The 15,061-nt window shown below is 41.1% G+C and carries 11 protein-coding genes and 1 pseudogene; 7 read left to right on the forward strand and 5 right to left on the reverse strand.

Features of this window, described 5'->3' with window-relative positions; genetic code table 11:
- Nucleotides 1-159: 159 nt before the first annotated feature.
- The 5 genes from BWI44_RS12700 (at nt 160) to BWI44_RS12720 (ending at nt 4,328) form a co-directional block, all read left to right on the forward strand.
- The gene (locus BWI44_RS12700; RefSeq protein ID WP_117692591.1) at nt 160-1,167 is read left to right on the forward strand and encodes a 2-hydroxyacid dehydrogenase; all 1,008 of its coding nucleotides are present in this window, start codon (nt 160-162) and stop codon (nt 1,165-1,167) included.
- Between the two features lie 103 nt (nt 1,168-1,270).
- The gene (locus BWI44_RS12705) at nt 1,271-1,975 is read left to right on the forward strand and encodes a pirin family protein (protein ID WP_138291629.1); all 705 of its coding nucleotides are present in this window, start codon (nt 1,271-1,273) and stop codon (nt 1,973-1,975) included.
- Between the two features lie 81 nt (nt 1,976-2,056).
- Nucleotides 2,057-2,788, forward strand: coding sequence for an MBL fold metallo-hydrolase (locus tag BWI44_RS12710; protein WP_138291630.1), 732 nt, complete (start codon nt 2,057-2,059; stop codon nt 2,786-2,788).
- A 12-nt stretch (nt 2,789-2,800) separates the two neighbouring features.
- Complete coding sequence (locus tag BWI44_RS12715; RefSeq protein WP_195209330.1) at nt 2,801-3,931, forward strand: DUF4468 domain-containing protein; 1,131 nt, start codon at nt 2,801-2,803, stop codon at nt 3,929-3,931.
- A gap of 19 nt (nt 3,932-3,950) precedes the next feature.
- Entirely contained in the window at nt 3,951-4,328 is a 378-nt protein-coding gene (locus tag BWI44_RS12720; protein ID WP_117694197.1) for a VOC family protein, read from the forward strand.
- Between the two features lie 101 nt (nt 4,329-4,429).
- Here the strand turns inward: BWI44_RS12720 and BWI44_RS12725 are convergent, their stop codons facing one another.
- A complete protein-coding gene (locus BWI44_RS12725) occupies nt 4,430-4,612 on the reverse strand; it encodes a hypothetical protein (protein ID WP_044155084.1) in 183 nt (60 codons plus the stop codon).
- A 111-nt stretch (nt 4,613-4,723) separates the two neighbouring features.
- Between BWI44_RS12725 and BWI44_RS12730 the strand changes: the two genes are divergently transcribed.
- Entirely contained in the window at nt 4,724-5,455 is a 732-nt protein-coding gene (locus BWI44_RS12730) for a class I SAM-dependent methyltransferase (protein ID WP_044534191.1), read from the forward strand.
- Between the two features lie 23 nt (nt 5,456-5,478).
- Here BWI44_RS12730 and BWI44_RS12735 read toward each other — a convergent pair whose 3' ends face one another.
- Together BWI44_RS12735 and BWI44_RS12740 are read right to left on the reverse strand one after the other, a co-directional pair.
- Entirely contained in the window at nt 5,479-6,018 is a 540-nt protein-coding gene (locus BWI44_RS12735; protein WP_138291631.1) for a TlpA family protein disulfide reductase, read from the reverse strand.
- A gap of 24 nt (nt 6,019-6,042) precedes the next feature.
- A complete protein-coding gene (locus BWI44_RS12740) occupies nt 6,043-7,908 on the reverse strand; it encodes an SLC13 family permease (protein WP_195209331.1) in 1,866 nt (621 codons plus the stop codon).
- Nucleotides 7,909-8,149: 241 nt separating this feature from the next.
- On the opposite strand from BWI44_RS12740, the gene proA reads away from it, so the two are divergent.
- Entirely contained in the window at nt 8,150-13,942 is a 5,793-nt protein-coding gene (gene proA, locus BWI44_RS12745; protein WP_229036187.1) for an anti-phage protein ProA, read from the forward strand.
- A 60-nt stretch (nt 13,943-14,002) separates the two neighbouring features.
- On the opposite strand, the pseudogene BWI44_RS12750 reads toward proA, so the two are convergent.
- Nucleotides 14,003-14,230, reverse strand: a pseudogene (locus BWI44_RS12750) (hypothetical protein); the annotation flags it as partial.
- 381 nt (nt 14,231-14,611) lie between these two features.
- Nucleotides 14,612-14,923, reverse strand: coding sequence for a helix-turn-helix domain-containing protein (locus BWI44_RS12755; RefSeq protein WP_077153632.1), 312 nt, complete (start codon nt 14,921-14,923; stop codon nt 14,612-14,614).
- Nucleotides 14,924-15,061: the final 138 nt, after the last annotated feature.

Below are 15,061 nucleotides of genomic sequence, written 5' to 3' on the forward strand. Positions count from 1 at the left end.
GGAATGAATTAATTCCGCCAACAGGTATAAGTCATATTCCGACGTTAGAAAAGGCTATTCAACGGATAAGATCCGTAAAGCATCTTTCTTTTTGAACTTTATCAGCCGTACACATGTTATTTTTAAGTAATCAAGAACATTCTAAAAACTCCATAAACTATGGCATATACAATTGCTTTTTTCGGCAGTAAGCCCTATGACGAAGCTTCATTCAATGACAAGAACAAAGAGTATGGTTTTGAACTTCGTTATTATAAAGGTCATCTGAACAAACACAACGTGATACTGACACAAGGTGTAGACGCTGTCTGTATATTTGTAAACGACACCGCAGATGCGGAAGTGCTTCGCATGATGGCTGATAATGGTGTTAAACTATTGGCACTGCGTTGTGCCGGATATAATAATGTAGACCTGAAAGCTGCCGCAGAATGTGGCATAACAGTAGTACGCGTACCTGCCTACTCTCCGTATGCCGTAGCAGAATACACCGTTGCCCTTATGCTATCGCTGAACCGGAAAATACCCCGTGCTACCTGGCGTACCCGTGACGGTAATTTCTCTCTCCACGGATTGCTCGGCTTTGACATGTATGGAAAGACAGCCGGCATTATCGGTACCGGAAAGATTGCCAAGAAACTGATTATGATTTTGCGAGGTTTCGGCATGAACATACTGGCATATGACCTATATCCTGACTATAACTTTGCCCGCGAACACCAGGTGGTATATACCACACTCGATGAACTCTATCATAGTTCGGACATCATTTCTCTGCACTGTCCGCTTACGGAACAAACCAAATACCTCATTAACGACTACTCCATCAGCAAGATGAAAGACGGCGTAATGATTATCAATACCGGACGCGGACAACTGATACATACCAATGCATTGATAGAAGGACTGAAGAACAAGAAAATCGGCTCCGCCGGACTGGATGTATACGAAGAAGAAAGCGAATATTTCTATGAAGATCAGTCCGACCGCATCATTGATGATGATGTACTGGCACGCCTGCTCTCTTTCAACAACGTGATTGTAACTTCGCACCAAGCCTTCTTCACCCGCGAAGCACTGGAGAACATTGCCACCACCACCCTGCAGAACATCAAAGACTTCAAAAGTGGAAAGGTATCGGAGAATGAAGTAAAAATTCAGAATTAACAATAAAGATATTCAATAAATAAATGCTAACATTCGACTACAAACATTTTCATAGTCAGTTTGTTATTTATGTATATCAAACATTTAAAGAAAGGAATAAATTATGAAAAAAGTAATAGACAAAGCGGAAAGCCGTGGACGTGCTCTATATGATTGGCTCGACAGCCACCATACATTCAGTTTCGATACATATTACAATCCCCGCCGCATGAATTTCGGTGCATTGCGCGTATTGAACGACGACCGTGTGGAAGCTGGTAAAGGCTTCGGTACCCACCCGCATAAAAACATGGAAATTATCTCCATCCCCCTGAAAGGAAAGCTGAAACATGGTGACAGTAATAAAAACAGCCGCACCATCACCATAGGAGACATACAAACCATGAGTGCCGGTACCGGTATTTATCACAGTGAAATGAACGGCAGCGATACCGAACCGGTAGAATTCCTGCAAATCTGGGTAATGCCGGAGAAGTTGAATACACCGCCCGCCTATCAGGATTACAACATCCGTCCGTTCTTGCGGAAGAATGAACTGGCACTGATCGTTTCGCCGGATGGCGATGCCCCTGCCAAGATGTTGCAACAAACATGGTTCTCCATCGGAGAGATAGAGGCAGGAAAGAAGATCGGCTATCACATGCACCAATCTCACGCAGGTGTGTATATCTTCGTGATTGAAGGTGAGGTGAAGGTGGATGATACCGTACTTTCACGCCGTGACGGCATGGGCGTATACGATACCCACAGCTTTGAGCTGGAAACCCTGAAAGACTCGCACATTCTGCTGATGGAAGTGCCAATGTAAGTCTTTTAGATAAAAATAACAGCAAAAACCAAAGGTTTGTGTAGCGTTTTTCGTAATATTGCACTATAAATTAACCCGTGCATGAAACTTGATTACATTTACCATAGCGGCTTCGCGATTGAAGCGGACAGAGTGACGGTCATTATCGATTACTACAAAGATTCCTCTGAAACGGAATATAATAAAGGTATCGTTCATGACTATCTGTTGGGAAGACCCGGAGAACTATATGTGATCTCTTCTCATTTTCACCCTGACCACTTTAATCGCGAAGTTCTTTTATGGAAAGCCGAGCGCCCGGATATTCACTATATCTTCTCCAAGGACATCCTGAAACATCGTCGTGCCACGCGCGAGGATGCCACCTATATAAATAAAGGGGATGTGTACGAAGACCCGAATATCCGTATCGAAGCATTCGGTTCCACGGATGTAGGTATCTCTTTTCTCATTGACCTGCAAGGTGTCCGGCTCTTCCATGCCGGAGACTTGAATAACTGGCATTGGAGCGAAGAATCCACTCCGCAGGAAATCCGGAAAGCGGAAGGTGACTTCCTTGCCGAAGTGAAATGCCTTCAGCAAACCGCCCCATCGGTAGATGTAGCCATGTTTCCAGTGGACAACCGCATCGGAAAAGATTATATGAGAGGTGCGGAACAATTCGTGGAACGGATAAAAACTACTATCTTTGTACCTATGCACTTCAGCGAGGAATACAAAGGCGGAAATGCTTTCCGGGAGTTTGCCGAAAGCAAAGGTTGCCGTTTCTTGTCCATAACCCACCGGGGTGAAAGTTTTGATATTAATCAATAAAACATACGCATTATGAAAAATTTGACACACCTCCTTTTTGTACTCTTATGTATTTGCCTGCCTGTTGCAGTACATGCTCAAAAAGACAAGGACAAAGACGATGACGACAGCAAGTACCTAGCGGGCGCAGTACCCGAAGTAGATGGAAAAGTTGTATTTACCAAAGAATTCAGTATTCCCGGCATGTCTCAGGAAGAGATCTTCAACCGCATGCAGAAATGGATGGAAGCACGGCTGAAAAAGAATGAGAATAACAGCCGCGTAGTCTATACGAACCCGGAAGAAGGGCAAATAGTAGGTACGGGAGAAGAATGGATTGTATTCAGTTCAAGTGCACTCTCACTGGACCGTACAAAGATACTCTACCAACTGTCCGTGGTTTGTGCACCCGAGAAGTGTACAATGGAAGTTGAAAAGATTCGTTTCAATTACCGTGAAGGAAAAGAGAAGTATACAGCAGAGGAATGGATCGTAGACAAATATGCACTGAATAAGGCTCAAACCAAATTGGTGCGCGGACTTGCCAAATGGCGCAGAAAAACAGTCAACTTTGTAGATGACCTCGCTCTTGGAGCAGCAGAAGCTCTTAGTGCAAGTACTGCCAAGAAAGCAGCCGAAACAGAACAACCGGAAGCTAAGAAAGAGGAAAAGAGTGCTGTTAGCTCAGGTCCGATAGTGATTACTCCTAAAGCTGAAGTGGAAGTGAAAACCCCGGCTGAAACAGCCAAAGCAACCGTTGTACCTGCTACTCCGCTTACTCCGGCCACTCCTGTTGCTTCTGGTACAATGCCCGGCTATAAAGAAGTAACTCCGGATCAACTGCCGACAAATGCTATCCAAATGGGTGCAGGCAAATTAGTACTTGTAATTGGTACAGATGCTTTCAATATGACCATGATGACAGCTAATGCAGGTGGGTCATTGGGCAAATCCTCAGGTAAGCCTGTTATCTTCAGTTTCCTTTCACCTGATCAACCTTACGAACAGATGGAAGCTGCTGAAACTTACACCGTTCGCTTCTATCCGGCAAACCAGACAGAACCTTCAGTTGTTCTGGAATGTAAGAAGATGCCTTCACAGGCTCCTATGGAAGGTCAGCCACGCATGTATGTAGGCGAAATTCTAAAGGCATTCGTAAAATAATAACTAATTACTTAATTACGTGGAAATAAAAGCTAAATTCGATCATTTTAATATCAACGTCACCGATCTGGAACGTAGTATTGCTTTCTATGAAAAAGCATTGGGATTGAAAGAACATCACCGCAAAGAAGCCTCGAACGGCTCTTTCACGCTGGTTTACCTGACAGACAACAGTACAGGTTTCCTTCTGGAACTGACTTGTCTGAAAGATCATCCTCAAGCTTATGAACTTGGAGAGAACGAAAGCCATTTATGCTTCCGTGTTGCCGGTGATTATGAGGCTATTCACCAATACCATAAAGAAATGGGTTGGGTATGCTTTGAAAATACAGCTATGGGATTATACTTCATCCATGATCCGGACGATTACTGGATAGAAGTACTTCCAGCAAAATAGAGTATAAAATGATAGGGTGATAAGGTGATAGGGTGATAAAGTGATGAGCATACATTCCCCTATCATCTTATCACTTTATCACCCTATCACCTTATCACTTTCTATTTATGACGATTCGCCCTTTTCTTCCGTATATCCGCCTTCATCTTGGCAGCACCGGAACCATGTTTCCCGGTAATATACGATTTCTTCTTGGCTTTAGTCTTTACCTTTCCATCTTCCTTGGGCTTGTCTTTTTTTCCTTTAAAGACAATACCGCCCATTATTGCATCTTCTATACTCATATTCGGTTTCTATTACTATATATATTTATAAGCCGACACAAAGATAGTTTTTTTCTACCAATAGCCTGCATTTTTATTATCTTTGCGGACAACTTTTAAAGATTGAATAGAATGAACACTACGCTGCTTACTGCTGATAAAGACCCGATGGGGGCTGCTATTTACGACTATAACAAACGACACAAGGCCGAACAGCTACGGGTTTTCTCCTCACAATTCGATGAGGATGAAATTCCGGTAAAGGAACTCTTTCGCACGGAAAAGCAGATGCCTCTTCTAGAACGTACTGCCCTGCAACTGGCTGCGGGAAAGATTCTGGATGTGGGAGCCGGAAGCGGTTGTCATAGTCTTGCCCTACAGGAAGCAGGCAAAGAGGTACATGCCATTGATATTTCGCCGCTTTCAGTAGAAGTTATGCAACAACGCGGTGTACGGCATGCCACATTGCTCAATCTGTTCGATGAGCATTTCTGTGAGACATACGAAACGATATTAATGTTGATGAACGGTTCGGGAATCATCGGCAAACTGGAAAATCTGCCTGCCTTCTTCAAAAGGATGAAGCAATTGCTACAACCCGGTGGATGTATCTTTATGGATTCCAGTGATCTGCGCTATCTGTTTGAGGAAGAAGACGGAAGTTTTGTAATTGACCTGGCAGGTGACTATTATGGAGAAGTAGACTTCCAGATGCAATATAAGGATATCTTGGGAGAGGCATTCGACTGGCTTTACATTGATTTCCAGACACTCAGTCTTTATGCAGCCGAAAATGGTTTTCAAGCGGAGTTGGTAAAAGAAGGAAAACACTACGATTATTTAGCCAAGTTGACCTTAAAATAAGGTCAACCCGGACTTTCTGTTTGTTATTTCTTTGCCAACATTTCATCAATCTTCTTCGTTAATGCAGCAAATTCCTTCTCATTGTACAGGCGGGTCAGCATTACGATGCGTCCGTCTTTATCAATCAGTACATTGCGGGTAATTCCGGCATTGCGAAGCGCATATTTGGCAAAAATATCTGCACCGGGGTCCAATCCCAAAGGATAAGTAACACCAGTCGACTTACCGAATGCAATCACTTTGTCCAATGGTTCATCACGGTCTATGCCGATAAGGACAAATGCAGAATTATCTTTGTGTTTCAACCAGATATCCTTTTCTATAAAAGGCATTTCTTTGCGGCATACGCCACACCAACTGGCAGTGAATTGTAACATCACTACTTTTCCACGGAGTTCGGAAAGGGTAACTTTCTTACCATCTGTCAGGGTAATGGTAAAGTTGGGAGCCATCTCCCCTACTCTTACAATGTAACCGGTGCTATCGGCAGCTACTTCCTGCGCTTTGCCCGATAAACCACAAAGGACAAACAGGATAAACATCAAACTCTTTACTACTTTCATCAATCTTATACTTTTAAGTTATTCTTAAAACGGGAACAATAACGGAAGCACAAAGATCATCACAATTCCCATAATTATCTGTAAAGGCAAACCAACTTTAACATAATCCATGAATGTATAACGTCCCGCAGGCATCACCAACGCGTTGGGCGGAGTAGAAAACGGAGAAGCAAAACACATGCTGGCTGCCACGGTTACGGCAAACAAGAATGGATATGGACTCAAATCCAACTGTATGGCGGCCTGGAGGGCAATCGGAGCCAAAAGTACCGCCGTAGCCGTATTACTAATAAACATAGTCATCAGCGAAGTGGTGAAATAGATACCCGCCAACAATATATAAGGTCCGTAACTACCTAATCCGTTGACTAATGATTGAGATACCAAATTGGAGGCTCCGGTCTTTTCCAATGCCAGTGACATGGGCATCATTGCGGCAATCAATACGATACTTTCCCAATTAATGGTTTTATATGCTGCTTCTACATTCCGGAAGCAGCCGGTGAGCACCATCAGCAGACCTGCAATCATTACTGCCGTTACCGGAGCAATAGGGATGAAGTCGAACATCATCATTACCACCATTCCCAACATGATTATGGCAGCAACAGGTGCTTTATGATTCAATGTTACTTTAGCAGCCTCAGCAAGCGGTTGTCCAAGTACTACCCAATCGGAGGGATCTTCACTCAAACGCGCTATATTCTCCCATGTTCCCTGCACTAACAGCACATCTCCCGAATGCATCTTTTCATCTTTCAGATTTTTCAGGATATACTGGCGCTTGCGTTGGATACCCAAGATATTCACACCATATTTTTCCCTGAAACCTGAATCTTTTACCGGCTTATTTACCAGATTGGAGGCAGGCATCAATACAATTTCAGCAATACCGATTTCTGTAAATTCCAGTTCTTCACTTTTTGTTTCTACCGTACCTTCCGCTGCATGGGTATCCAACAACTTTAATGTATTTTCTTCGGCAAAATGTTCTACATTCGTAAAATCACCCAATACATACAGAATATCATTCTCTTGAATAACTGTATCAGCAGCAGCCATTTCCTGGCTCATCGTCTTAAAAAAGTGACGACGAGAAGAGGATGACTGACGCCGAACTTCCATTATACCTACATTATAGCGTTGTGGAATACTTAATTCCTGTATGGTCTTTCCAGTTAAAGGCGATTTACTTTCTACCTGCACCCGACACAAATTCTGAAATAGTTGGTACTCTCCCGCCAGTTCTTTCAGCGATTTGTTCTTTTTACCCTTACGGTCTTTGTCACCTTTCTTAGTCAGGAAAATTTTACTCAATGGAATTAAGATTATCAATCCGACAGCCACACAAACCAATCCTACAGGAGTAAACGAAAAAAATGTAAGAGGTGTATATCCTGCAGAGGTCAATGCTTCTTGAATTACAAGGTTCGGCGGTGTACCGATAAGCGTCATCATACCTCCCATACTACTGGCAAACGCAAGCGGCATCAACAGGCGACTAACATTAATCTGTGTCCCCATAGCCATACTGACTACAATGGGAAGCATCAAAGCTACTGTTCCGGTATTGCTGACAAAAGCACCGATAAAGGCAGTCACCAATACAATAAGAACGAAAAGTTTCAACTCACTGTCACCTGCCAACTTCAGGATACGACTACTTATCATCTTTGCCAATCCCGTCTGAAAGATAGCACCGCCCACAACGAACAATCCTATCATCATTATGACAACGGAGTTAGAGAAGCCTGTCAATGCTTCTTCCGGGGTCAGAATACCGAATATAATTAGTAACACCAGAGCACAAAGCGCAACTAAATCCGAACGCACTTTGCCACTCATAAAGAATATCGCAGATAGGAATAAAATAATGAGAGTAATATACATAAAGATATAAAATTTATCAGTTATTAAACAATTCAACAGTGATTTTTGTTCTAAGGCGTTACAAATATCACAAAAATCAGCACGATGGACAATAGGGTAAATCCTTTTTGAACTAAATAAGCGACAAATATCTCACTAAATTATAAATAAAGTATAGATTATTAGCATTATATTTATAACTTTGAATCCGGGAATGATAGTATGGGATCCCCCCTTTTATCAGTTAAATTCTATAACAGCAATGGGAAACGACAACACAATTACAGGCACCTTCAATGGAACAGTCCATCTGGAATACCTACCATGTATTAATTATGCAATGATACACAATCATGTGCCTTCATGCAATTTCTGCGAACTCATGAATAGTGATGAAGTCGACTGGAATAACATCAAAGTATCCATAGAGGGAGAACTTTTTAAATACTCAGAAAGCATTCTTGAGATAATCCCACCTGGACAAAACATACAAATCAACAACCTGGAGATATCACCTGAAAGTGAAAAACTAATCGAACTCACAGAAGGTATCGAAACTAATTTTCATCTGACTATTACGATTTCCGGTGAGATAGCCCATCAGCAAACATTTCCCATCAAACTGATGACATACGATCAGTGGACTGGTTCCAGGATCATGCCCGAACTCTTAGCGACATTTGTGACTCCCAATCACCCTATACTTTCAAGAATTAGTGTAAAAGCCTCACAATTCCTCGAAAAGTGGACCGGAAACTCTGCCTTAGACGAGTATCAGACACAAGACCCCAACCGGGTGCGTGCGCAGGTAGCTGCTATTTATGAAGCTCTACGGTCTGAGTCTTTAATATATTCTACGGTTCCGGCCAGCTTTGAAGCTTCGGGGCAGCGTGTCCGCCTAGTAGATAATGTACTCACCAGTAAGCTGGGTACATGCATAGACCTGACTTTACTCTATGCTTCCTGTCTGGAAGCAAATGGCATTCATCCTCTTTTAGTCTTATTGAAAGGACATATATTGGTAGGTGCATGGCTTACAGAAGATATTTATCATCAAACCGTAGGCGATGATGCCTCCTTTCTACTCAAAGGAAGTGCAAATGGTATCAGCGACATTGTATTAGTAGAGACAACCGCACTGGCATCTTCACAAAATATTTCATTTGAAGAAGCCGCTACAATGGCTCAGAGAGAACTTAAAGAAGAAAACAGATTCGAGCTGTTTATCGATGTATATAGGTGCAGACTGGATAAAATCCGTCCATTGCCACAACGCATAAACCATAACGGTGAATGGCAAATAGAAAACAGCGGAATAGAGCATGAGAATGTAACCCGAAGAATACACCAGCTGGACCGGTATGAAATAAAACTGGAGGACAGCAAGGATGAAATAACCAAGCAGATTATTTGGGAAAGAAAACTACTGGACTTTTCTTTACGCAATAATCTGATCAACATCCGGCTTGGCAGAAGAGTTATACCATTCATATCTTTCGAGATTGATCATCTGGAAGATCATCTGCAAGCCGGAGAAAACTACCAGATATTATCCAGCCCTACTAAAAGTAAAATAGAACCGGGTGAGACAGGGCTCTATGACTCTTCTTTATGGAAAGAAAATTTGGAAGAATTAGTAATCAGCGAGCTGAGAAACAAAAAACTTCGTTCTTATCTGACCGAAAGCGAACTTCAGAACTCACTCAAATTTGTATACCGTACATCGCGAACTGCCATCGAAGAAAATGGTGCCAATTCACTGTTCCTCGTTTTAGGAATCCTGAAATGGTACGAGTCTCCTAAGAGTGTAAAACCACGCTTTGCTCCTATTTTACTGTTACCGGTAGACATTGTGCGCCGTGGAGGCTCAAGCGGATATATCATCCGCACCAGAGACGAAGAAATTATATTGAACATAACGCTCGTCGAACTATTGAAACAACAGTTCAGTGTTAATCTTTCTGGGTTGAATCCGTTGCCAAAAGATGATAGTGGCGTAGACGTGAAAAAGATATTCGCAACGATTCGTACCTGCATTCGTAATATGAAAGGTTGGGATGTAGTGGAAGAATCCATGTTGGGGTTATTCTCATTCAACAAGTTTGTCATGTGGAATGATATTCATACCAATGCAGACAAATTGAAAAAGAACGCCATTATAGCCAGTCTAATGGAAAATCGTATTCAATGGCAGGATACGACTCCGGAAATTGACGCCAGAGAAATAGACAAAAATCTTGAACCTCTCCATTTTGCCATTCCTGTCGATGTCGATTCTTCACAGCTGGAAGCCGTTATTGAATCAGGAGAAGGAAAGAGCTTCATATTGCATGGACCTCCGGGAACTGGTAAATCACAGACCATTACCAATATGATAGCCAATGCCCTGTACAAAGGAAAACGTGTGCTGTTTGTAGCAGAAAAAATGGCGGCACTTTCTGTTGTACAAAACCGTCTGACTAAGATAGGATTAGATCCGTTCTGTCTGGAACTACATTCTAATAAGGTCACTAAATCTCATTTTCTGGCTCAGCTTCAGAAGGCTATAGAAGTCATTCACATTCAGTCTCCAGCCGATTTTGAAAGTACTTCAAAGCAATTATTCGAACGTAGAAAGAAATTAATCGATTATATGGAAGCGTTGCATCATCCCCATGCTTCCGGCTTTTCTCTTTATGATTGCATTACAAACTACTTATCGATACAGGGAGATGAATTGTCTATCGACTTTTCTCTGTTTCCCTCTATCACCAAAAATCAACTGACAGACTTTTGCGAAAATATCCAGGAACTGGATACAGTTTTTCAGATAACAGGGCATCCACAAGACCATCCATTAAAAGGGCTGGAACCATACGACACTTCCATAGAAAGCTCTCAAAAATTACAAGCCGGCATCAGGCGCTTTATTAATTTATTCACCTCGATTACCGCTAACAGAAAGTTGCTTTCAAATAGTCTGGGAATCTCGATACCTGATAATTGGGATGGGATCAACTGGATAGGCAAGATATGTACCCAGCTTCTATCCATCCCATATCTGAATAAAACGTTATTGGAAATGGGTGGTAATACCAACTTGATAGAGGAATGGAAAGATGTTGTCCTGTCCGGTCGTAAACGAAATCAGTTACAAACCGAACTAGGCAAAGACTACGCACCTCAAATTCTAGAAGAAAATGCATTTGCCCTCCAACAAGAATGGAAAGCTATCGAATTGAAATGGTTCTTACCTAAATTCTTTGCCAAACGTTCTTATCTGAAAAAGCTCAGACTTTACAATATGAGTTTGCAGGTAGCACAAATACCAAGCCTGTTAGAAAAGCTCAATGCTTATCAAAAGAATAATAAGATCATTCAAGAACAATCTTCCGAATTATCATCTTCTTTCGGCTTCTTAGGAAGAAAGAATAAAGAGAAATGGGATGATATTGATTCTATACTTAAGAATCTTCCGATGATTTACAACACTTTATCGAAATATGCAGCAATCGTTCAACAGCCATTTGCAGAAGTTCTGAATCAATTTGCAAATAAAATCAGTACTGACTGGAACACATTCCAGCAGTCTAATGAAAATACATTCAGGCAATTAATCGATACATCCAATGAATTGAATACGGTTCTCAATGAAATAAAAAGTTTATGCTACATACAACTGCCGGATAATAATCTTGAAGTGAAACTACCGGTTCTACTGAATACCTGGTTAACTCACTTCAATAAGATTAAAGATTGGGGACAATGGTGCATCCGTAAGAGAGAATTGGAATCTCTGCATTTAACCGTAGTTATCAACTATATAACAGATAAGCATAAAAGCGGATCGGAAGCTTCTAATGCGTATATGAAAGGCGTTTATCACCAATTAGCTCTAAAAACCGTTGATGCGGACGAAACTTTACGCCTTTTCAACGGGTTGCTATTTGAGGAAATGATCAGCAAATACAAACAACTGACTATCGATTTTCAGGAGTTGAGTAAAAAAGAACTATACTGTAGATTAGCAGCCAAAATACCATCACTGACAATGGAAGCCGCCTCCAGTTCCGAAATAGGAATTCTCAAAAGGAACATTTCAAATGGAGGACGCGGCACATCTATCCGGAGAATTATAGACCAGATACCAACTCTGTTGCCCAAGCTATGTCCATGCATGTTGATGAGTCCGATATCAGTGGCTCAGTATATCGATCTGGATGCAGAGAAGTTCGATCTTGTTATTTTCGACGAAGCATCACAGATGCCTACCAGCGAGGCAGTCGGTGCAATAGCCCGCGGCAACGCATTAGTCGTAGTAGGTGATCCCAAGCAAATGCCTCCGACAAGTTTCTTCTCCTCTTCACAAGTAGACGAGGAAGAAGCTGAATTTGACGATATGGAGAGCATTCTGGATGATTGCATCTCATTATCCATTCCATCCCGTTATCTGACTTGGCACTATCGGAGCAAACACGAAAGTCTGATTGCTTTCAGTAATTCTCAGTATTACAATGGCAAGCTATATACTTTTCCTTCTGTGGATGACAGAGTTTCAAAAGTACGTTTAGTTCAGGTAGATGGTACATATGATAAAGGACGTACACGCAGCAATCATGCCGAAGCTGAAGCCATTGTGAAAGAAATACTAAACCGGCTACGTACACCTGAAGTTCCTGAAAAAAGCATAGGCGTTGTATCTTTCAGCCAGGTACAGCAAAATCTGATAGAAGATATGCTCATTGAGGAGCTGAACAAATATCCTGAATTGGAAGAAAAAGCTTTCCAAAGTAATGAACCTATTTTCATCAAGAATCTGGAAAATGTGCAAGGTGATGAACGGGATATTATTCTTTTCTCTATAGGATACGGCCCGGACAGGAATGGTAATGTATCTATGAATTTCGGACCATTGAATAATCAAGGTGGCGAGCGTCGTCTGAATGTAGCCGTATCGCGTGCACGTTATGAAATGATTATCTTCTCAACCTTACGCTCCGAACAAATAGATTTGAAACGTACAAAGTCCAAAGGTGTGGAAGGCTTAAAGAGGTTTCTTGAATTTGCAGAACGCGGCACCTCACCTGTTCCGGCCATCCAGCTACAAAACCTGCAACAAAGTAATCTTATTACTTTAATTGCACAGGAACTTACTCAGCGCGGTTATAAAGTGGATACTCTGGTAGGGCGGTCAAACTTTAAGGTGGATTTAGCGATTGTCAATCCATTGCAACCGGATACATATATTCTAGGGATATTGTGTGACGGCAGAAACTATTATGAAACCAAGACTACAAGGGACCGTGAAATAGTACAACCGAATGTTTTGCAGATGCTCCACTGGAATGTAATGCGTGTATGGTCCGTCGACTGGTTTGAACATAAGGAGAACGTCGTGGAGCGCATCATCAAAAAGCTGGAAGATTTAAAAAACACAAAAGTAGAAAAACAGCCTCTTCTTCCGACAGAGAATAATGTTCTGAAAACATTCAGTATAGAGAATGAACCTGTTGTAGAGTTAGTGAACAATCGAGAAAGAGAATATATATTTGCTGACTTGCCCGATATAGGCTACAGTACAGATATCGATACCGTAATGGCTTCCTCCTATCAGGTTAAAAAACAACTTCAACAAATAGTCAAGATTGAACAACCCATAACAAATACTCTGCTATATAAAAGAATATTACGAATTTGGAATCTAACAAGGGTTACCACCCGTTTACAGGTATTTATAGACAGCCTTCTTGAAGATGCATATAAAGACCCCCTATCGGGAGATACCATAATTTACTGGGAGAATAAAGAGAAGGCTAAAGAGTGCGACTTTTACCGCATCAATTCTAAACGCGATATTCTGGATATTCCAATCCTAGAAGTTATGAGTGCCGCCCGTTATGCCATAGAGCAACAGATATCCATGCCAATAGAAGACCTGAAACGGTTGACTTCCCAACTTCTTGGTTTTAGCAGGAAAGGAAACAATCTAGATATGGTAACGGAACAGACCATACAATTGCTGATTAATAAAGGAATATTCAGCCATGCGAACGGAATGGTATCCATGAATAATTAGGGTTCATGGATACTTTCTTCCGAAAGGAAAAACAGAATGAAAAATAATATCTACCTAATAGTCTTCGATAGTAGAATTTCCGAATATATCTTTTTTGATTGTAATCTTATTACCATTATCATCTTCAATAATCGTATTGCCTAAAATGTCTTTTTTGACTGTCTTCTTTTCTTGATTGACTATCGAATATTCGTAACTATCCTCGATAAAATTAACACTATAGCTCTTCGTTATATGGGGAGCTAAAACAAACTGAACTGCAAATAGGATAAATAGAACCTTTTTCATGGCGTATTTTTTGGGTTTGTAACAAAAGTAATATGGGAAAATAATAACAACTGGTGAATTCTATAATTATTGATAGGAAAAAAACTAAAATTAATATTTTTCATGTGCTACAATCGTATCGTTTTAGAAAGCTCGGGCTACATGCGGTCTACACTTGCACGATTTTCCATCCAAATGGCAGGGGAGCTAAATTACTGAAGGTCAATAAACAACAAATGCCCCGAGTATTTCTACTCAGGGCATTTTGTTTATTTAGAGGTTCCTGGCGGATTTTAAACCACCAAGATAATCTCTTTATTTCCAATTAATTAGAATATTCTTAGTTCCGCTATTGTAAAACAATTGTAAAACAAATATTCTGTTTAAATCGTTTATTAATAGTCATAAAAATGTAGGAGTAAACTCAATTCCCAAAGCACGAGCAATACGAAAGAAACTCGAAATCTGTATATCAGTCTCTCCTTTTTCTACACGAGCAATATAACTTCTTGCTGTACCAACCTTTTCGGCTAACTCTTGCTGGGTTATCTTTAGTTCTTTCCGGCGGTCACGCAATATCTCACCATAATACCACGCTATTGACTTCTCATGGAAAGCAGTACGAGAGTCAGTACCCACCTCTCCATATTTATTGTCCAGTAGCTCACCCGCTGTATGCAACTTAGCTAACTTATTTTCATCTAACTTTCTCATAACTCAAAGTCTTTTAATATCCGTTCTGCAATCTTTACTTGTTTACTATAGTCTTTTGTGGATTTCTTCAGAAAACCATTCAAGAGTAGTATCTTCTTTGAAAGAATGATGTTCTCATTATCAACAGCAAAAAGAATC

It is taken from the genome of Bacteroides sp. Phil13 (genome assembly GCF_001940965.1).
Lineage (GTDB): Bacteria > Bacteroidota > Bacteroidia > Bacteroidales > Bacteroidaceae > Bacteroides > Bacteroides intestinalis.

What these genes read in the sequence shown, in the direction of transcription:
- BWI44_RS12700 (WP_117692591.1), top strand. Translation starts at nt 160, where the DNA reads ATGGCATATACAATTGCTTTTTTCGGCAGTAAGCCCTATGACGAAGCT.
- BWI44_RS12705 (WP_138291629.1), top strand. Translation starts at nt 1,271, where the DNA reads ATGAAAAAAGTAATAGACAAAGCGGAAAGCCGTGGACGTGCTCTATAT.
- BWI44_RS12710 (WP_138291630.1), top strand. Translation starts at nt 2,057, where the DNA reads ATGAAACTTGATTACATTTACCATAGCGGCTTCGCGATTGAAGCGGAC.
- BWI44_RS12715 (WP_195209330.1), top strand. Translation starts at nt 2,801, where the DNA reads ATGAAAAATTTGACACACCTCCTTTTTGTACTCTTATGTATTTGCCTG.
- BWI44_RS12725 (WP_044155084.1), bottom strand. Translation starts at nt 4,612, where the DNA reads ATGAGTATAGAAGATGCAATAATGGGCGGTATTGTCTTTAAAGGAAAA.
- BWI44_RS12730 (WP_044534191.1), top strand. Translation starts at nt 4,724, where the DNA reads ATGAACACTACGCTGCTTACTGCTGATAAAGACCCGATGGGGGCTGCT.
- BWI44_RS12735 (WP_138291631.1), bottom strand. Translation starts at nt 6,018, where the DNA reads ATGAAAGTAGTAAAGAGTTTGATGTTTATCCTGTTTGTCCTTTGTGGT.
- BWI44_RS12740 (WP_195209331.1), bottom strand. Translation starts at nt 7,908, where the DNA reads ATGTATATTACTCTCATTATTTTATTCCTATCTGCGATATTCTTTATG.
- proA (WP_229036187.1), top strand. Translation starts at nt 8,150, where the DNA reads ATGGGAAACGACAACACAATTACAGGCACCTTCAATGGAACAGTCCAT.
- BWI44_RS12755 (WP_077153632.1), bottom strand. Translation starts at nt 14,923, where the DNA reads ATGAGAAAGTTAGATGAAAATAAGTTAGCTAAGTTGCATACAGCGGGT.